Origin of the sequence: Enterobacter sp. RHBSTW-00593 (assembly GCF_013784105.1) — a bacterium.
GTDB lineage: Bacteria > Pseudomonadota > Gammaproteobacteria > Enterobacterales > Enterobacteriaceae > Enterobacter > Enterobacter ludwigii.
The window spans coordinates 678118-696223 of the sequence record NZ_CP056393.1 but is presented as its reverse complement, the minus strand read 5'-3'; the positions used below and the strand labels follow the sequence as shown (position 1 = coordinate 696223).

Here is an 18106-nt window from a genome sequence, read left to right as displayed (position 1 = left end):
TAATGTCTACATATCTGATTGGCGACGTTCACGGTTGCTACGATGAACTGATCGCATTGTTAAAACAGGTCGACTTTACGCCTGGACAAGATACGCTCTGGCTGACGGGCGATTTAGTGGCGCGTGGCCCTGGCTCGCTGGACGTTCTACGCTTCGTCAAATCACTGGGCGACAGCGTGCGCATGGTACTGGGCAACCACGATCTGCATTTGCTGGCCGTCTTTGCCGGGATCAGTCGCAACAAACCCAAAGATCGTCTCTCGCCTTTGCTGGATGCCCCGGACGCGGATGTTCTCATCAACTGGCTACGCCGCCAGCCGCTGCTGCAGATCGATGAAGAGAAAAAACTGGTCATGGCGCATGCCGGGATCACCCCTCAGTGGGATCTTGAGACGGCGAAAACCTGTGCGCGTGACGTTGAAGCGGTGCTGGCAAGCGATTCGTATCCTTTCTTCCTCGACGCGATGTACGGCGATATGCCGAATCACTGGAGCGAAGATCTTAGCGGTCTGGCCCGCCTGCGCTTTATTACGAACGCTTTCACCCGCATGCGTTTTTGCTTCCCGAACGGGCAGCTGGATATGTATTGCAAAGAGACACCGGAAAGCGCCCCTGCGCCTCTTAAACCGTGGTTTGCCATTCCCGGTCCGGTGACCAACGCCTATAACGTGGTGTTTGGCCACTGGGCGTCGCTTGAAGGAAAAGGCACACCGGAGGGGATCTACGGTCTCGATACCGGCTGCTGCTGGGGTGGAGAGTTAACCTGCTTGCGCTGGGAAGATAAAACGTACTTTGTTCAGCCATCCAACCGACAGCTGGACTTAGGGGAAGACGAGGCCGTTGCCTCCTGATGATGATTTCCCTCCCCCGGACGGGAGAGGGACATTCACTTAGCGACGTTCCAGAATTTCGAAGCAGTAGCTGTGGGAGTTCTGCGCATCCGCGTCGTGGAATTCACTGAAGACAGATTCCCACTCATCAGGATCGTAGTCCGGGAAATGCGTATCCCCTTCCACTTCCGCATCAATATGGGTCAGATACAGCTTCTGTGCTTTCGGCAGGAACTGTTCGTACACACGCCCACCGCCAATCACCATGATCTCCTCGGCATTACCGCATGCGGCAATGGCCTCGTCTACGGACTTCACCCATTCGACGCGATCGTCAGTGCCAGGCTGGCTACTGATAACGATATTTTTACGGCCCGGTAATGGACGACCAATCGACTCCCAGGTCAGGCGGCCCATCACTACCGGCTTGTTTAACGTAGTACGTTTAAACCATGCGAGATCGGCAGGCAGGTTCCACGGCATGGCATTTTCCATACCGATAACACGGTCCACCGCCAGCGCTGCAATCAGACTGATCATTGAAAATTTCCCGGATGCAAAAAATTGCCGCCACTATACGGAAAGCTTAATCTTTCGTCGACTGGCGGCTGAGTAAAGATAGAGAAATTTTTTAATATTGCTGGCAACTCCACTTCACGCGGAAGGTTTACTCTCCGGTTCGTCCGCCGGATCGCCGGTATGCTTGCCCTCTTCCGTGCCCTGCCAGCCGTGACGCTGGATAAGCGACAGGTGATTGCGGTCCTCGTTAATGATTTCCGTCAGCATCGCGCTGGTGCGTTTAAACACCGCTGCACGCTCGGTGGCTGTGCTGCCCGCCATCGCCACCATCTCTTCCACCATCTCGGTGTTAAAGCGGCGGAACAGGTCCGCACGTTCACGTGCTTCATAGGCCCCTAGCCCCAGATTTTCCAGCGCCATCCGGCCAGACTTGAGCGCACCTTCAAACGTTTCACGCTCTGGCGCCTCCACCCCTGCCTGACGCAGCCGGATGTAGTGATCCACATCGCGGGCGCGAGAGATAATGGTCAGCTCGGGGAAGTGTTCCTTGACCAGCTCCACCATCTGCATGCTGGTCTCCGGATCGTCGATCGCGTTAATCAACACTTCGGCTTTCGCCGCCCCGGCGGACTCCAGAAGATCGACACGCGTTGCATCCCCGTAAAACACTTTCATGTCGAATTTCCGCAGGGTCTCAACATGGTCGGGATCGTGGTCGAGGATCACCATTTTGACCCCGCTCGACAACAGCAAACGGCCCACGATCTGCCCGAAGCGACCAAACCCGGCGATGATCACCCGGGGCTGCTCCTCGTCGATCTCGTCGGCTTCGCGTTCTTGCTCGCTACCCGTTTTTTCCAGACGCGCCAGCACCACCAGCAGAACAGGCGTTGCGGCCATCGACAGTGCGACGGCAAGCGTCAGCGCTTTCGCCCACTCAGCATCCAGTACGTTGGCCATCTGCGCCGCGCCAAAGACCACGAATGCAAACTCACTCCCCTGCCCCAGCAGTACGGCAAACCAACGACGCTGCTTGTTGGGCACCGTTAATGGACGCGCTATCAGCCACAACATGCCCATCTTAATGACCAGGAAACCGACCAGCAGGATGAGGATCCGCAGCGGATGCGTTACCAGCGTGCCAAAGTCGATAGACATCCCCACGCCGATGAAAAACAGCCCCAGCAATAATCCCTTAAACGGCTCGATATCACTTTCCAGCGCATGGCGATATTCAGAGCTGGCCAGCAGCACCCCTGCCAGGAACGCCCCCATAGCCATCGATAGGCCGGCTTCCTCGAGCAGCAGACCAAAGCCAAACACCAGGAACAGCGCAACGGCACTGAAAACTTCACGCAGGCCGGAGCGAGCGACAAAGCGCAGCAACGGACGGGTCACGTAGCGGCCAAGCAGAATAACCAGCGCCAGGGCACCAACCACTTTCAGCGCAGAAAGCGCAAAAGCCCCCATGGTCGTTGAGGCACCGCTTGCGGCCAGCAGCGGGATCATCGCCACCAGCGGGATGGCGGCAATATCCTGGAACAGCAGCACCGAAAACGCGCTGCGCCCCATCTGAGAGACCGTCAGGTTGCGCTCGTTCATTGCCTGCATGGCAATGGCCGTAGAGGAGAGTGCCAGCGTCAGGCCGATGAGTGTCGCAACTTTCCAGTCCATGCCCAGCAGGATACAGAACCCACCCAGCAGCAGACCACAGGCCACCATCTGCAACGCTCCCCCACCAAATACCGAAGCACGCAGTTTCCATAACCGCCGGGGATCCAGCTCCAGGCCAATTACAAACAGCATCAGCACGACGCCGATCTCAGCGAAATGGAGAATCGCCTCGGCATCGGTCACCAGACGGAAGCCCCACGGTCCAATGACACAGCCGGCAATGAGGTAACCCAGCACCGAACCCAGCCCCAGACGTACCGCCACGGGTACAATCAGCGCAGCCGCGCCGAGGTAAATCAGCGCCTGTATCAGCGTATGGCTATCCATTGTTCGCCTCCTGCCACTCAAGTAACCGTTGTTTATAATGGCGTGCCTGCGCCTGCAACGTCTCATCATCGCAAACGAACGTACAGTGCATCGCAAAAGGAGGGAGCCAGTTCAGCCCACAATAGAGCGCCGTCGCCTGCAGCGGCTGTGACAGCACCTCAAAGCCCGGGAAAGCACCAATATCGAAGTGGCTTTCTCCCCCGCCGGTGGTCACGGCCCACATCAGGCTTTTACCTTTAAGCGCGTGACCGTTGTGGCCGTACGCCCAGCCGTGGGAAAAGACTTTATCGATCCACAGCTTGAGGAGCGGAGGGGTGCTGTACCATTGCATCGGATGCTGCCAGATAATTAAATCGGCACGAGAGAGCGCCTCCTGTTCGGCGGCGATATCGATATTAAAATCGGGATAAAGTTGATAGAGGGAACGTATCTCTACGTTATCAAGCGTCCTTACCTGCTCAAGCATCCGTTTATTTGCATGCGAATGATGCGGATACGGATGTGCGTAAATTATCAGAATCATTAATTAGCCTGTTGTTTTACTGCCTTCTTTTACCAAAAGAGTGTAGTCAGTAATTCAACAGGCTAATAGTGAATATTATTGACGGGCTAACGTCAGAAATCTGAACTAGTTATCCAGTTCGCCCATGGATTTCACCTGGTCACGGTTGATCTGTTCAGTTTGACCCGTTTCGGCGTTTTTATAGGAAACCAGACCGGTGTCATCATCGACCTGCGGCTTACCGTCAGTCACTATCGTACGGCCATCCGTGGTTTTTACTGCCTGATTAGATGAACAGCCTGCAACGGTAAACATGGCGGTGGCAGCCAGAACGGACGCGATCAGAAGTTTATTTTGCATGGTGTTTTCCCCTGCTCTCAGTTGAATTTCGTTATCGACCTAACCATTTTAGGCTAACTGACTGAATGCGGTTGGAAAACCAGAAGGTTCTGAAGGTGGGAATAATACCCGGCAGCGAATACTGCCGGGTATGTTGGCTTACTTGTTAATCTGAGCGTGCATTTCCTGAACGGAAATCACCTTCTCGGTGGCATCAGCGTTCAGTGCCATCGCGGTGGCGAAACCACCGTTCAGGGTGGTGTCGTAATGCACTTTGTACTGCAGCGCGCTGCGGCGAATCAGCTTGGAGTCTTCAATCGCCTGACGACCTGCGGTGGTGTTAATGATGTAGGTGTATTCGCCATTCTTGATGCGATCCTGAATGTGCGGACGACCTTCATGCACCTTGTTCACCAGACGCGGATTAATGCCCGCTTCACCCAGCACAATGGCCGTGCCGTGGGTTGCATCCAGCTCGAAGCCCTGTTTCAGCAGCTTAGCCGCCAGGTCAACCACGCGCTCTTTATCGCCTTCGCGAACAGAGAGCAGCGCACGGCCAGATTTTTTCATGGTGGAGTTACTGCCTAACTGCGCCTTCGCGAACGCTTCTGCGAAGGTGCGGCCCACGCCCATCACTTCCCCGGTAGAACGCATTTCTGGCCCTAACAGCGGGTCGACGCCCGGGAATTTGTTGAACGGCAGTACCACTTCTTTCACCGAGTAGTACGGTGGGATAATTTCTTTCGTCACGCCCTGCTGTGCCAGCGTCTGGCCCGCCATCACGCGCGCCGCCACTTTCGCCAGCGGAACACCGGTAGCTTTGGATACGAACGGTACGGTACGTGCTGCGCGCGGGTTCACTTCAATCAGGTAGACTTCGTTGTCTTTAACAGCGAACTGGACGTTCATCAGACCGCGAACCTGCAGTTCAAAGGCCAGCTTCTGCACCTGCTGGCGCATCACGTCCTGAATTTCCTGGCTCAGGGTGTACGCTGGCAGGGAACATGCGGAGTCACCGGAGTGAACACCTGCCTGTTCGATGTGCTCCATGATACCGCCAATCAGCACCATTTCGCCGTCACAGATGGCATCCACATCCACTTCAACGGCATCGTCGAGGAAACGGTCGAGCAGAACCGGCGCATCGTTGGACACGCTCACTGCCGTCTGGAAGTAGCGACGCAGGTCAGCTTCGTCGTAGACGATTTCCATCGCGCGGCCGCCCAGCACGTACGAAGGACGTACCACCAGCGGGTAGCCAATCTCTTTCGCCTTCTCAACAGCCATCTCGATCGCGGTGACGGTGGCATTGGCCGGCTGTTTCAGCTTCAGACGGTCAACCGCCTGCTGGAAACGTTCACGGTCTTCTGCACGGTCGATTGCATCCGGGCTGGTACCGATTACCGGCACACCTGCGGCTTCCAGCGCGCGCGCCAGTTTCAGTGGGGTCTGGCCACCGTATTGCACGATAACGCCTTTAGGCTTCTCGATACGCACGATTTCCAGCACATCTTCCAGCGTTACCGGCTCAAAGTAGAGGCGGTCGGAGGTATCGTAGTCGGTCGACACGGTTTCCGGGTTACAGTTGACCATGATGGTCTCGTAACCGTCTTCGCGCAGTGCCAGGGAGGCGTGAACGCAGCAGTAGTCAAACTCGATGCCCTGGCCGATACGGTTAGGACCGCCGCCCAGCACCATAATCTTGTCGCGGTCGACGGACGGATTCGCTTCACACTCATCTTCATACGTGGAGTACATGTAAGCGGTGTCGGTCGCGAACTCCGCTGCACAGGTATCCACGCGTTTGTAGACCGGGTGCAGGTCATACTGGTCACGCAGCTTGCGGATTTCCGCTTCACGTACGCCCGCCATTTTGGCCAGACGCGCATCGGCGAAGCCTTTACGCTTCAGTACGCGCAGGAAGTCAGCGTCCAGGCCATTGATACCCAGGTCCGCGACTCTTTCTTCCAGACGTACCAGCTCTTCAATCTGCACCAGGAACCAGCGGTCGATGTTGGTCAGGTTGAACACGCCATCAACAGAGAGGCCCGCACGGAACGCATCGGCGATGTACCAGATACGCTCTGCGCCTGCGTCTTTCAGCTCGCGGCGAATTTTGGTCAGCGCTTCAGGGTCTTCCAGGCTCACTTTCGGGTCAAAACCCGTGGCCCCCACTTCCAGACCGCGCAGCGCTTTCTGCAGGGATTCCTGCTGAGTACGCCCAATCGCCATCACTTCGCCAACAGATTTCATCTGCGTGGTCAGACGGTCGTTTGCGCCGGCGAACTTCTCGAAGTTAAAGCGAGGGATCTTGGTCACAACGTAGTCGATGGACGGCTCGAAGGACGCTGGAGTGCGGCCACCGGTGATGTCATTCATCAGCTCATCGAGGGTATATCCCACCGCCAGTTTCGCGGCCACTTTCGCAATCGGGAAGCCGGTGGCTTTCGAGGCCAGCGCGGAGGAGCGAGAAACACGCGGGTTCATTTCGATAACAATCAGGCGACCGTTTTTCGGGTTCACGGCAAACTGAACGTTAGAGCCACCCGTTTCTACGCCGATTTCACGCAGTACCGCCATCGAGGCGTTACGCATGATTTGATACTCTTTGTCGGTCAGCGTTTGGGCTGGCGCTACGGTGATGGAGTCGCCGGTGTGGATACCCATCGCATCGAAGTTTTCGATGGAGCAGACGATGATGCAGTTGTCGTTTTTATCACGCACCACTTCCATCTCGTACTCTTTCCAGCCAATCAGCGATTCATCAATCAGCAGCTCTTTGGTGGGGGAGAGATCCAGACCGCGTTCACAAATCTCTTCGAACTCTTCGCGGTTGTAGGCGATACCGCCGCCGGTGCCACCCATGGTGAAGGATGGACGGATGATGCACGGATAACCAACGTCAGCCGCCACGGCCAGCGCTTCTTCCATGGTATGTGCGATACCGGAACGCGCGGTGTCGAGGCCGATTTTCTTCATCGCCACGTCGAAGCGACGACGGTCTTCAGCTTTATCAATGGCATCGGCTGTCGCACCAATCATGGTCACGCCGAACTCTTCCAGCACGCCCTGACGCTCCAGCTCCAGCGCGCAGTTCAGCGCCGTCTGGCCGCCCATGGTAGGCAGAACCGCGTCCGGACGCTCTTTTTCGATGATTTTGCGTACCACTTCCCAGTGAATCGGCTCGATGTAGGTTGCATCTGCCATTTCCGGGTCAGTCATGATGGTGGCCGGGTTAGAGTTCACCAGGATAACGCGGTAACCCTCTTCGCGCAGGGCTTTACACGCCTGGGCACCGGAGTAGTCGAATTCGCAGGCCTGGCCGATCACAATCGGGCCAGCGCCAAGGATCAGGATGCTTTTTATGTCTGTACGTTTTGGCATGGTCTTCTCGGCTCCTGATTATTTAGCGGTCTTACGGTATTGCTCAATAAGTTCGATGAAGTAATCGAACAGCGGCGCGGCATCGTGCGGGCCCGGGCTGGCTTCAGGGTGGCCCTGGAAGCTGAACGCTGGCTTATCGGTACGATGAATCCCCTGCAGGGTGCCATCGAAAAGAGACTTGTGGGTCACGCGCAGGTTAGCAGGCATTGACGCCTCATCCACTGCGAAGCCGTGGTTCTGTGCCGTAATCATTACCGTGTTGTTATCAATATCTTTCACCGGGTGGTTCCCACCGTGGTGACCGAACTTCATCTTCACTGTGTTAGCACCGCTCGCCAGCGCCAGCAGCTGATGACCCAGACAGATGCCGAATACCGGGATATCGGTTTCCAGGAAGGATTTGATGGCGTCGATAGCGTAATCGCACGGTGCCGGGTCGCCAGGACCGTTGGACAGGAAGATACCGTCCGGATTCATCTTCAGTACCTCTTCAGCAGAGGTTTTCGCCGGGACGACCGTCAGGCGGCAGCCGCGGTCGACCAGCATACGCAGGATGTTGCGCTTGGCACCAAAATCGTACGCCACCACGTGGAATGGCAGGTCGCTCTCTTTTTTCGCTTCCGGCAGGTCTCCCGCCAGCGTCCAGCTTCCCTGCGTCCAGCTGTAGGCTTCTGCTGTGGTCACTTCTTTCGCCAGGTCCATGCCGTTCAGACCCGGGAAAGCTTTCGCTTTTTCCAGCGCCAGGGCTGCATCGAGGTTATCTCCTGCGATGATACAACCGTTTTGTGCACCCTTCTCGCGCAGCAGACGCGTCAGCTTACGGGTATCGATATCAGCAATCGCCACGATGTTATGGCGCTTCAGGTAGGAAGAGAGGTCCTCGGTATTGCGGTAGTTGCTGGCAATCAGCGGCAGGTCGCGAATGACCAGGCCTTGCGCATGTACCTGAGAGGATTCTTCGTCAGCAGCATTGGTGCCGACATTGCCGATATGAGGATAAGTAAGAGTAACGATTTGGCGAGAATAGGAAGGATCAGTGAGGATTTCTTGATAACCGGTCATTGAAGTATTGAAAACGACTTCCCCAACCGCCGAACCCGTTGCCCCTATGGCCCGACCGATAAACTGGGTTCCGTCTTCCAGAACCAATAGCGCTGACTTAATCAAAACACCCTCCAGAGAATATTCACTCACTTTATTTGCATATTAATTCATAACCGCGTCATGAATCAATGCAAATGTGTTGCCAGCGGATTTTTGGCAAACGGCGGCATTCTGGGGATTTGGTGGCTAAAAGTCAACTTAAAACGGAGATTTGTCATATTCTTTTGCGAGCCTGAGAGAGCCAGGAGAGCTTAAGCGGCAAAAAGATCAGGTAAATCACTGCGGGAAACGCTTGCGCGGCAAGTTTAATGGGAAAGACCGCTTCGTGGCATCAAAAAGTGGACCAGACGGTCAAAATTTACATTCAGATAACACAAAACACGTGGAAGAGATGAATTTTAGTGTGCAAATTAATAAAATTACTATGAAACACATAAAATAAAAGGGCAATAAAATATTGCCCTATGCAATCAAAGCATTACGACTGCAATAACCACATCACGATGGGTAATAACGGTTACAAATTGTTGAGATCAAGCACATCTCGCATATCAAAAAGACCATTTCCCTTGCCTTTTAACCACAAGGCGGAGCGTACAGCGCCATTTGCAAACGTCATCCGGCTGGATGCCTTATGCGTAATCTCGACGCGTTCCCCAATATCGGCGAACATCGCCGTATGTTCGCCGACGATATCGCCCGCGCGGACGGTAGCAAAACCAATCGTGCCGGGAACACGTTCACCGGTGTGCCCTTCACGGGTGTAGACCGCGCAGTCTTTCAAATCTTTATCCAGTGCATGAGCAATCGCTTCCCCCATCGCCAGCGCCGTACCGGATGGCGCGTCGACTTTATAACGATGGTGCGCTTCAACAATCTCAATGTCGGTATAACTGCCCATGACCTTCGCTGCCTTCTCCAGCAGCTTCAGCATGACGTTCACCCCCACGCTAAAGTTTGCGGCGAAGACAATCGCAATCTCGTGTGAGGCATCCTGAATGGCCTGCTTCCCGGCATCATCAAAACCGGTGGTGCCGATCACCATTCCTTTACCGTGCTGACGGCAAAATGCCAGATGCGTGAGCGTGCCTTCCGGACGGGTAAAATCGATGAACACATCAAAGTCATTTTTTACCGCCTCCAGGCTGCTCTGCACGGTAACGCCTGTCTTACCCGCGCCCGCCAGCTCACCCGCGTCAGCGCCAAGCAACGATGAACCGTCACGCTCCAGCGCCGCGCCCAGTGCCACGCCATCCATCTGTAGTGCCGCCTGAATCAGCTGGCGACCCATACGTCCACCCGCGCCCGCAATGGCGACACGGATCTGTGCATCATGCATAGTTATTCTCTTACGTTAAAATGATGTAAACCGTTTTCAGATTAACCAGCCTTTGCAGATGCTGCCAACTGAAAACGACGATAATTAGAATTTAATGATAAACAGGAAGAAATATCAGCAAAAGGCATAATCTTCAGCGAAAACCGCACGATTCGCGGACCACCAGCGCGGGCGGTAAAATAATGCGTTTCGCCGGCTCCCGGTTCCCCTGTATCCGGCTGAAAAGAAGCTCGCCGGCCTTACGCCCTATCTCCTTCGCGGCAACGGAGACGGTAGTCAGTGCAGGCTGTACCAGCCCGGCCTCGGTAATATCGTCAAAGCCCACCAGGGCAAAATGGCGTCCCGGCTCGCGTCCCATTTTGCGTAAACACTGCATAACGCCAAGGGCAACAATGTCCTGGTAACACACTGCCGCGGTAATCTGCGGATGGTTCATCAACAACGCTTCCGCCACGCGCGCGCCATCACTCTGGCTTGCCTGTGAGGTGACGATCCATTCGGGATTCGGCGTCACACCATACTCCAATAATTTACTGGTAAATCCGCCGATACGCTGAGCGCGAGACCCCGAATTCAGGCTACCGCCGATAAAGGCAATCTGACGATGCCCCATCCTCAGAAGATGCTCTGTCGCCATTTGGGTGCCAAGGAAGTTATCGGTTCCCACAAAATCAAAGTCCGGATCGTTTAGCGGTCGCACGACCATAATTGCCGGAATATTGCGTCGCTTAAGACCATCGAAAAAGGCCTGCGGGGTTTCTCGCGCGGCACACAGCACCATGCCACAGACGTTGTTACGCATCAGCGAATCCACAAACTTTTGCTGTCGCTCGGACGACTCTTCGCTGTTTGCCAGAAACAGCAGAAGGTCGTGGCGTTCCATCTCATGGCTTAGACCTGCCGTCATTTCGCCATAAAAAGGGTTCGTGATGTCATGCAACAGGAGCCCCACCTGATTACTGCTGCGGTTTCGCAGGTTGGCTGCCGTCTGATTGTAAACATAGCCCGATTCATCCAGCGCCTGAAGTACGCGCTCCCGGGTCCGTTGCGAGATCCGCCCTTTATTACACAGCACCATTGATACGGTGGCGGTTGAAACCCCGGCGCGTTTTGCCACATCAGCCAGCGTGATACCCGTCATGATCGCTCCTTGTCGTTCACATCAGATTAATCGAATAACCTCAATTTTGCACTTTTGCGCGTGAGCCTCTTCACATAATGGCCGCCTTTTCGCCACTTATCGCCAGAACTGGCGGGTTAATCGCGTTAATCACCCTTCCCAAACAAGGTTAATCGAATAACCTTAAGCAACGAAGACGGAGAGAAAAGATGGCAACTTACGATAAATTCCCGGAAGTCGCAGTAGAGGGGTATGACGATTGTGCCTGGCAGGGCTGGGACGCGATTGTGCGCGAGCTTACCCGCAGAGCGGGTCAATATACACGAACCGTGCTGGTCATTGACTGCTACCCCGGCGTCAGGCTGGAGGAACTGGAGACAAAACTGCTGCCAGCATTGGGGGCCACGCTGACGCTCAATGCCGAACGGATGCGTCTTGACGAACACGCTTTAAGCCGGTTGCTGGCCCGACATCTCACTGACGACCGCGTCTTCGGCGTGCTCTCCTGCCACCAGCTCGACGAATTCATTGACCCGGTGAAACGCGAGGCGTTGCAGGCGCAGGTCGAACGGTGCCGCGAAGGGATAATCGTTATTTACGGGCCGGGTGCCGCGCTGGTTAATGCAGGCGATATTCTGGTCTACGCCGATTTACCGCGCTGGGAGATCCAGCAGCGCATGCGCAGCGGTGAACTGGCTAACTGGGGCGCGGCGAACCAACACGAGGATATTCTGCGTCGCTACAAACGCGCCTTTTTCATTGAATGGCGCGTATTCGATCGTCACAAAACCCCGCTGCTACGGCGTACTAATTATCTCCTGGATACCACCCAGGCGGATAATCCGGCGATGGTCGGCGGCGATGCGCTGCGCGCCGGGTTGCAACACACCACTCAACGTCCTTTTCGTGTAGTGCCCTTTTTCGACCCCGGCATCTGGGGCGGACAATGGATGAAACAGAAATTCGATCTCGATCCCTCTGCGCCTAACTACGCATGGTGTTTTGACTGCGTGCCCGAGGAAAACAGCCTGTTGCTTCGTTACGGCGCGGTGCGGATCGAGATCCCCTCTCAGGATTTGGTGCTGCTGCACCCCCGGGCGCTGCTGGGTGAAAAAGTGCATGCCCGTTTTGGCGCGGAATTTCCCATCCGCTTTGACCTGCTTGATACCCTCGGCGGGCAGAACCTGAGTTTTCAGGTGCATCCGACCACGGAGTACATACAGCAGCATTTTGGTATGCATTACACCCAGGATGAGAGCTATTACATCCTTGAGGCAGAGCCAGGGGCTCAGGTGTATCTGGGGACCCGAACGGGTACCCGGCCCGAAGCGATGATGGACGACCTCAGACGGGCCAGCCGCGGTGAAAAGCCGTTCGACGACGCCCGCTTCGTCAATCATCTTGCGGCGAACAAGCACGATCATTTTTTGATCCCCGCCGGTACGGTTCACTGTTCTGGAGCAGGAACCGTGGTACTTGAGATCAGCGCCACGCCTTACATTTTTACCTTCAAGCTCTGGGACTGGGGACGGCTGGGAATGGATGGACAACCCCGCCCGGTTCATCTGGCGCATGGCGAAAAGGTGATCGACTGGCAACGCGATACGCAGTGGGTCGAACAGCATCTTGTGAATCAGTGTGAACCCCTCGGCGAAGGCATCGGCTGGCGCGAAGAGCGGACCGGGCTTCACGAACGTGAATTCATCGAAACGCGTCGCCACTGGTTCAATGAACCGGTAACGCACTCCCCCCACGGAGGCGTGAATGTCCTTAATCTTGTTGAAGGTGAAGAGGCGACGGTAGACAGCCCCGGCGGCGCATTCGCCCCGTTCGTCGTGCACTACGCAGAAACGTTTATCGTCCCCGCTGACGCAGGCGAATACCGTATTTCTCCGTCAGGACCGAGCTGCGGTAAATCCATTGCCACCATTAAAGCCTGGGTAAGAGGTTAACCATGATTCACATTATTGTGGCGACACACGGCCCGCTGGCCACCGCCCTGCTGGAAAGCGGAAAAATGGTGTATGGCGATCTCCCTCATCGACAGGCGGTATGTCTGAATGCACAGGCTGGCATAGCGGGGTTTCGCCGTGATTTCGCTGCGGCATACCACCGCGCAGGTGCGGGCGCAGACGGCATCGTCGTCCTGTGCGATATGCAGAGCGGAACACCGTGGAATGTGGCCTGTGAATACGCGTTTAATCCCCAGACGCATCCGCCGGTCGCCGTGGTGGCAGGAGTTAACTTCCCCATGCTCTTGCTCACCGACGACATCCTGATGGCCCGGGATGTCCATGCCGCCGCCGCGCAGCTCATCGAATTAACGCAGCCCACCCTGGTTCAGGCAAAACGGGTGGAATCCGCCCAGAACGACGATTTCTAAGGAGCTTATATGAGCATTTCGTTTGTACGTATTGACGACCGGGTGATCCACGGGCAGCTCGTCACACGCTGGGCCAAAGAGCTGCCCTGTGATGGCATCGTGGCAATTGACGATGCCGTCGCGGCCGATCCGCTGCTCTCGTCGGTAATGAAAGGCGCGGTGTCAGATACCAGAGTGTGGCTGTTCGATACCCTGACCGCCATCGAAAAGCTGCCGAAAGTGATTGCCAGCGATAAGCGTTACTTCGTGCTTGGCAAATCGCCTGTCACCCTGCAACGTCTTGAACAGGCAGGCATAAGCCTGAAGAACGGCAATGGCAAAATTAACGTCGGGCCAATGAGTGCCCGCGCCAACACCACCACCATTGGCCCTAATCAGTCCGTAACGCCAGAGGAGGCAGCAGCCTTTGACTGGCTGACTGAACAGGGGCATGCCATTGAGTTTCGTCTGGTACCCGATGCCAGTTTTTACAGCTGGCAGGACGCCCGGCAAAAACTGAAATAAGGAGCGCATGATGATTTTCGAAGCTTCTCTCATCGGTCTGCTTTGCTATCTCGGTGCACTCAGTAGTCCCTGGCTGTTTGGCCTGACCGGCGGCTGGTATCTCATCTCCCGCCCGCTGGTTTCGGGGATGCTGGTGGGCCTGATTCTGGGCGACGTTAAAACCGGGATCATGATTGGTGTGGCGGTGCAGGCCGTTTATATCGCGATGGTCACCCCCGGCGGTTCAATGCCTGCCGACCTCAATTTTGTCGCTTATCCTGCTATCGCGCTGGGGATTCTGTCGGGCAAAGGGCCAGAGGTGGCCGTGGCGCTGGCGGCGACCATTGGCATTGCCGGAACGATCCTGTTTAACGCCATGATGGTATTGAACTCGTTCTGGAACCACCGCGCCGACGTGGCGCTTGAGCTCGGTGATGAGCGCGGAATTTATCTTAACAGCGCGGTCTGGCCGCAGGTGATGAACTTTGTTCTGCGCTTTGTGCCGACGTTTATCGCCGTCTATTTTGGCGCGCAGTACATCAGCGGGTTTATGGACAGCCTGCCCGGCATCGTGCTTTCGACCATGAACGTGCTGGGGGGCATCTTACCGGCCGTTGGGATCGCCATCCTGCTTAAGCAGATCATCAAAAGCTACAGCATGCTGATCTACTTCCTGGTGGGCTTCATATGCATTGTGTTCCTGAAGCTCAACATGGTGGCACTGGTGATTGTGGGCGCCCTGCTGGCGTTAATTCATTACAACTATAAGCCGGAAGCGCCGCAGGCTGTCACGCCGGGTAGGCCCGCCGACGATGAGGATGAATTCTGATGGAAGACCGTAAACTGACCCGAAAAGATCTGCGCCGCTGCTGGCGAGCGTGGATGATGCATAACCTCTCTTCGATGAGCTTCGAGCGTCTGGAATCGTTCGGCTTCTGTCTGAGCATGTTACCGGTCGCCAAAAAACTCTACCCGGATGCCGCCCAGCGCACCGAGATGCTGCGCCGCCACGCCTCGTTTTACAACACGGAGCCGCAGATCGGTGCCATCGTAAACGGTATGGCGCTTGGGCTGGAAGAGAAAAAAGCCAACGGCGAGCCCATTGATGGCGAAACGATCAATACCCTGAAGGTGGGGCTGATGGGGCCAATCGCGGGGATTGGTGACTCAATGATCCCCGGCATGCTGATCCCCATTTTGCTGAGCATCGGTATGGCGCTTGCCGCCGGAGGAAATGTTCTTGGCCCGTTGTTCTACACCGTCGCCTGGCTGGCCATCATTATCCCGGGTTCCTGGTTTCTGTTTCTGAAAGGCTACCAGATGGGCTCAGGATCGGTCGAGATGCTGGTGAGCAGCAAGTCAACGCGACTGCGCGAAGCTTTGTCTCTGCTGGGTGTATTTGTGATGGGCGGCGTGGCGGCAAGCTACGTTAAGCTGGGCACCGGGCTGGAATTTATCACCCGTGACGGGGTTAACATCCATGTTCAGCAGATGCTTGACGGTATCTTTCCGCAGCTATTACCGCTTCTGGTGGTTCTGGGCACCTGGTATCTGATGGCAAAACGTGGCGTCTCCCCGGTCAGGGCCATGATTGTGTTGCTTGCGCTGGCGGCGCTGGGCGTCGCATCAGGTCTGTTTGCCGGATAAGACAGCCGGGGCAATGCCCCGGTTTTTTTATGGGTGGAAGTTATGCCACAGCTCGGCCACTTTATCCGGGCGAGAGATAAACTGAAAGCGAGCAGGATCGGCAATAAATTGCGTATAGACAGGCTCATCCGTCAGGCCGAATTCGCTGTAGCGACGCGGTGTGATCATCTGTAGCCGCCCCGGCAGATAATGCGTGTTGTGCTGCCAGATGATATGGCTCCCCTGCAGCAGCGGGTACCAGGCCAGTCCTTTACGCGCCCGCACGGCATCATATTCAAAACCATATTCCCTGTCGCACCACGCACCGAAGGTCAGCGGTTCATCCGGCGAGGCAGAGATAGTGGCATGCCCCCAGCCAGGCGGAACCAGCACCTTTTCGCCCGGCCCGGCCAGTACGGCGAAACAGCGCCCGGGATCGTCCGCAACATACTCCTGCATATAGATAATGGCGCGCCCCTGCCAGATTTCATACAGCTCGGGCGGAGACCAGCCGCTGTGACGGCTTTTACGGTGAACATGCCCCTGGCTGCGGATCGGCTCTTCACCCAGCGTTCCCGTCGCGTAAGTCACGACCCCAAACAGCAGCATGCGTTTTTTCAGCTCCTGCCGGTCTGCCAGACGGGCGACATCCATCGCAATAGCATAAACGTCTTCCGGGCCTGAGCAGTCAGGATCCCGTAACGACGCGCGAATCTCATCAAGCGTACGGATCTCTGGCATCGGGCCAGTGACGTCCTCACCGTAGCTGAACCCCAGCGGGTGCCGGGTGATGGTCATGTCCAGCCCAAAGTTATCCATTCTGAACCTCCCAGCCACCGTCAGTGGCCAATACCCGCACGGCAAAACCGTGGGGTAACGCGGCATAGTCGTGTCCGGCGACGGCGGGCCAGACCGCGAGTGAAGAGAGCGTGGTCTCACCGGTATTGATTAAACGGTGGGCGGTAAAAGGTGCAATAATATGGACGGATCCCGGCATCACGCACTCCAGATGGGTTTCGCCGGATGTCGTCTGGAGTAAAAGCAGGCCACTTCCCCGCAGTCCAAAATAGACTTCGCCCTGTTCACGACGTTGATGAAAATGGCCGCGGGTCATAAAAAATTCCCGGCCAATTTTACCTGCATGTAAATGGGTAACGCCGACAAACAACGCCCCTTCCTGTGCAGGCGATTCCAGCATTTCGACGTCATACACCGTCTGATGCGGATCGCATTGTGCCCAGGCGTCTCGATCGGCAAACAAACCATTGAGATCGGCAAGGCGTGTGGATTTAAGAATAAGTGCGCCGCGGGCAAGTGTACCACTGGCCCAGGCCACCAGAGGCGGCAGGATAATATCTGAAGTCATCGTCTTCTCCGGCCCGAGGAGAACAACCCGCCCAGCATAACAATTTAAACGATTAACCTGCGCATCAAAGGCGCAATGTGTCAGGTGAATCACAGTTAATCAGCAATAAAAATGCCGGCCACTGACGTGGCCGGCATTCGGGTCATGCGCGAGGAAACTTACTCGACTTCGCGTGCGTCGATACGCAGCTCTTTCGGGACCTCGAAAACAATGTTCTCTTCGCGTCCTTCCAGCGGAACCGCGTCGCCGCCGCCCAGTTCCTGCAGACGGGAAATCACGTTCTGCACCAGGATATCCGGAGCCGAGGCGCCGGCGGTTACCCCGACACAGGCCACGTTTTTCACCCACGCTTCCTGGATATCGCTGGAATCATCAATCAGATAGGCCGCTTTCCCCATTCGCTGCGCAAGTTCAGCCAGACGGTTGGAGTTAGAGGAGTTTTTCGAACCGACAACCAGCACCACGTCCGCCTGTTCAGCCAGAGCACGCACCGCTTCCTGGCGATTGGTGGTGGCGTAGCAAATGTCGTCCTTACGCGGGCCGACGATTTTCGGGAAGCGCTGGCGCAGGGCGTCAATCACGTCCGACGTATCGTCAACGGAGAGCGTCGTCTGGGTCATAAACGAGAGACGCGTTTCATTTTTGACGTTCAGCGTAAACACATCTTCCGGCGACTCCACCAGGTACATCCCCCCTTCCGGGTTGCTGTACTGGCCCATGGTACCTTCGACTTCCGGGTGGCCGGCATGGCCAATCAGGATCGACTCTTCACCACGACGGCTGGCGCGCGCCACTTCCATATGCACTTTGGTCACTAATGGGCAGGTGGCGTCGAACACGGTCAGATCGCGGCTTTTCGCTTCGTTACGCACCGCCTGAGAAACCCCGTGCGCGGAGAAAATCAGGATCGCGCCGTCAGGCACTTCGCTGATCTGCTCAATGAAGATCGCGCCACGCTCGCGCAGGCTGTCGACGACATAACGGTTATGCACCACTTCGTGACGCACATAAATCGGCGCGCCGTAAATCTCGAGCGCGTTTTCAACAATGCTGATAGCGCGGTCTACACCGGCGCAAAAGCCGCGCGGGTTAGCCAACAGGATCTGCATT

General features: G+C 56.0%; 17 protein-coding genes. 6 read left to right on the top strand and 11 right to left on the bottom strand.

Annotation, left to right across the window (positions count from 1 at the left end; all coding sequences use genetic code 11):
* Positions 1–2 precede the first annotated feature (2 nt).
* Complete coding sequence (gene apaH, locus HV242_RS03365; RefSeq protein ID WP_014168593.1) at positions 3–851, top strand: bis(5'-nucleosyl)-tetraphosphatase (symmetrical) ApaH; 849 nt, start codon at positions 3–5, stop codon at positions 849–851.
* A gap of 39 nt (positions 852–890) precedes the next feature.
* On the opposite strand, the gene folA is transcribed toward apaH, so the two are convergent.
* From folA to HV242_RS03325, 8 genes are all read right to left on the bottom strand, one after another.
* Positions 891–1370 (bottom strand): type 3 dihydrofolate reductase, encoded by a 480-nt coding sequence (folA, locus tag HV242_RS03360; RefSeq protein WP_008502023.1) that lies wholly within the window; start codon positions 1368–1370, stop codon positions 891–893.
* Positions 1371–1484: 114 nt separating this feature from the next.
* Positions 1485–3350 carry a glutathione-regulated potassium-efflux system protein KefC gene (gene kefC, locus HV242_RS03355; protein WP_020882558.1) on the bottom strand — a complete coding sequence of 622 codons (1866 nt, stop codon included), beginning with the start codon at positions 3348–3350 and terminating at the stop codon, positions 1485–1487.
* On the bottom strand, positions 3343–3873 hold the full coding sequence (gene kefF, locus HV242_RS03350) for a glutathione-regulated potassium-efflux system oxidoreductase KefF (protein WP_020882557.1): 531 nt from the start codon (positions 3871–3873) through the stop codon (positions 3343–3345). Before kefF ends, kefC begins: the two co-directional genes overlap by 8 nt.
* A gap of 105 nt (positions 3874–3978) precedes the next feature.
* A complete protein-coding gene (locus tag HV242_RS03345) occupies positions 3979–4212 on the bottom strand; it encodes a YgdI/YgdR family lipoprotein (protein ID WP_010427047.1) in 234 nt (77 codons plus the stop codon).
* Between the two features lie 138 nt (positions 4213–4350).
* Entirely contained in the window at positions 4351–7575 is a 3225-nt protein-coding gene (carB, locus tag HV242_RS03340; protein ID WP_050737503.1) for a carbamoyl-phosphate synthase large subunit, read from the bottom strand.
* An 18-nt stretch (positions 7576–7593) separates the two neighbouring features.
* Positions 7594–8742, bottom strand: a complete 1149-nt coding sequence (gene carA / locus HV242_RS03335) for a glutamine-hydrolyzing carbamoyl-phosphate synthase small subunit (RefSeq protein WP_044867537.1) — start codon at positions 8740–8742, stop codon at positions 7594–7596.
* A gap of 454 nt (positions 8743–9196) precedes the next feature.
* Positions 9197–10018: a 4-hydroxy-tetrahydrodipicolinate reductase gene (gene dapB, locus HV242_RS03330; protein WP_104440465.1), complete on the bottom strand. Its 822-nt coding sequence runs from the start codon at positions 10016–10018 to the stop codon at positions 9197–9199.
* A 133-nt stretch (positions 10019–10151) separates the two neighbouring features.
* On the bottom strand, positions 10152–11159 hold the full coding sequence (locus HV242_RS03325; protein WP_020882554.1) for a LacI family DNA-binding transcriptional regulator: 1008 nt from the start codon (positions 11157–11159) through the stop codon (positions 10152–10154).
* A 188-nt stretch (positions 11160–11347) separates the two neighbouring features.
* Between HV242_RS03325 and HV242_RS03320 the strand changes: the two genes are divergently transcribed.
* From HV242_RS03320 to HV242_RS03300, 5 genes are read left to right on the top strand one after another with little or no spacing between them, the layout of a single operon-like run.
* Entirely contained in the window at positions 11348–13090 is a 1743-nt protein-coding gene (locus HV242_RS03320; RefSeq protein WP_063858369.1) for a class I mannose-6-phosphate isomerase, read from the top strand.
* 2 nt (positions 13091–13092) lie between these two features.
* Complete coding sequence (locus tag HV242_RS03315) at positions 13093–13521, top strand: PTS sugar transporter subunit IIA (RefSeq protein WP_025205457.1); 429 nt, start codon at positions 13093–13095, stop codon at positions 13519–13521.
* 9 nt (positions 13522–13530) lie between these two features.
* On the top strand, positions 13531–14025 hold the full coding sequence (locus HV242_RS03310) for a PTS system mannose/fructose/N-acetylgalactosamine-transporter subunit IIB (RefSeq protein WP_059306836.1): 495 nt from the start codon (positions 13531–13533) through the stop codon (positions 14023–14025).
* Between the two features lie 10 nt (positions 14026–14035).
* The gene (locus HV242_RS03305; protein ID WP_025205460.1) at positions 14036–14833 is read left to right on the top strand and encodes a PTS mannose/fructose/sorbose/N-acetylgalactosamine transporter subunit IIC; all 798 of its coding nucleotides are present in this window, start codon (positions 14036–14038) and stop codon (positions 14831–14833) included.
* Entirely contained in the window at positions 14833–15651 is an 819-nt protein-coding gene (locus HV242_RS03300; RefSeq protein ID WP_040018597.1) for a PTS system mannose/fructose/sorbose family transporter subunit IID, read from the top strand. The genes HV242_RS03305 and HV242_RS03300 overlap by 1 nt, the downstream gene beginning before the upstream one ends.
* Positions 15652–15678: 27 nt before the next feature.
* Here HV242_RS03300 and HV242_RS03295 read toward each other — a convergent pair whose 3' ends face one another.
* The 3 genes from HV242_RS03295 to ispH form a co-directional block, all read right to left on the bottom strand.
* Positions 15679–16449 carry a glucose-6-phosphate isomerase family protein gene (locus HV242_RS03295; protein ID WP_047743382.1) on the bottom strand — a complete coding sequence of 257 codons (771 nt, stop codon included), beginning with the start codon at positions 16447–16449 and terminating at the stop codon, positions 15679–15681.
* Positions 16442–16996: a glucose-6-phosphate isomerase family protein gene (locus HV242_RS03290; protein ID WP_047955031.1), complete on the bottom strand. Its 555-nt coding sequence runs from the start codon at positions 16994–16996 to the stop codon at positions 16442–16444. Before HV242_RS03290 ends, HV242_RS03295 begins: the two co-directional genes overlap by 8 nt.
* 158 nt (positions 16997–17154) lie before the next feature.
* Positions 17155–18105 carry a 4-hydroxy-3-methylbut-2-enyl diphosphate reductase gene (ispH, locus tag HV242_RS03285; protein WP_047955030.1) on the bottom strand — a complete coding sequence of 317 codons (951 nt, stop codon included), beginning with the start codon at positions 18103–18105 and terminating at the stop codon, positions 17155–17157.
* Between the last annotated feature and the right edge of the window lies 1 nt (position 18106).

Excerpts from the sequence above, each read along its gene's own strand:
- HV242_RS03300 (WP_040018597.1), top strand. The coding sequence starts at position 14,833 with ATGGAAGACCGTAAACTGACCCGAAAAGATCTGCGCCGCTGCTGGCGA.
- HV242_RS03295 (WP_047743382.1), bottom strand. The coding sequence starts at position 16,449 with ATGGATAACTTTGGGCTGGACATGACCATCACCCGGCACCCGCTGGGG.
- apaH (WP_014168593.1), top strand. The coding sequence starts at position 3 with ATGTCTACATATCTGATTGGCGACGTTCACGGTTGCTACGATGAACTG.
- dapB (WP_104440465.1), bottom strand. The coding sequence starts at position 10,018 with ATGCATGATGCACAGATCCGTGTCGCCATTGCGGGCGCGGGTGGACGT.
- HV242_RS03320 (WP_063858369.1), top strand. The coding sequence starts at position 11,348 with ATGGCAACTTACGATAAATTCCCGGAAGTCGCAGTAGAGGGGTATGAC.
- ispH (WP_047955030.1), bottom strand. The coding sequence starts at position 18,105 with ATGCAGATCCTGTTGGCTAACCCGCGCGGCTTTTGCGCCGGTGTAGAC.
- HV242_RS03315 (WP_025205457.1), top strand. The coding sequence starts at position 13,093 with ATGATTCACATTATTGTGGCGACACACGGCCCGCTGGCCACCGCCCTG.
- kefF (WP_020882557.1), bottom strand. The coding sequence starts at position 3,873 with ATGATTCTGATAATTTACGCACATCCGTATCCGCATCATTCGCATGCA.
- HV242_RS03325 (WP_020882554.1), bottom strand. The coding sequence starts at position 11,159 with ATGACGGGTATCACGCTGGCTGATGTGGCAAAACGCGCCGGGGTTTCA.
- carB (WP_050737503.1), bottom strand. The coding sequence starts at position 7,575 with ATGCCAAAACGTACAGACATAAAAAGCATCCTGATCCTTGGCGCTGGC.
- HV242_RS03305 (WP_025205460.1), top strand. The coding sequence starts at position 14,036 with ATGATTTTCGAAGCTTCTCTCATCGGTCTGCTTTGCTATCTCGGTGCA.
- HV242_RS03290 (WP_047955031.1), bottom strand. The coding sequence starts at position 16,996 with ATGACTTCAGATATTATCCTGCCGCCTCTGGTGGCCTGGGCCAGTGGT.
- HV242_RS03345 (WP_010427047.1), bottom strand. The coding sequence starts at position 4,212 with ATGCAAAATAAACTTCTGATCGCGTCCGTTCTGGCTGCCACCGCCATG.
- folA (WP_008502023.1), bottom strand. The coding sequence starts at position 1,370 with ATGATCAGTCTGATTGCAGCGCTGGCGGTGGACCGTGTTATCGGTATG.
- kefC (WP_020882558.1), bottom strand. The coding sequence starts at position 3,350 with ATGGATAGCCATACGCTGATACAGGCGCTGATTTACCTCGGCGCGGCT.
- HV242_RS03310 (WP_059306836.1), top strand. The coding sequence starts at position 13,531 with ATGAGCATTTCGTTTGTACGTATTGACGACCGGGTGATCCACGGGCAG.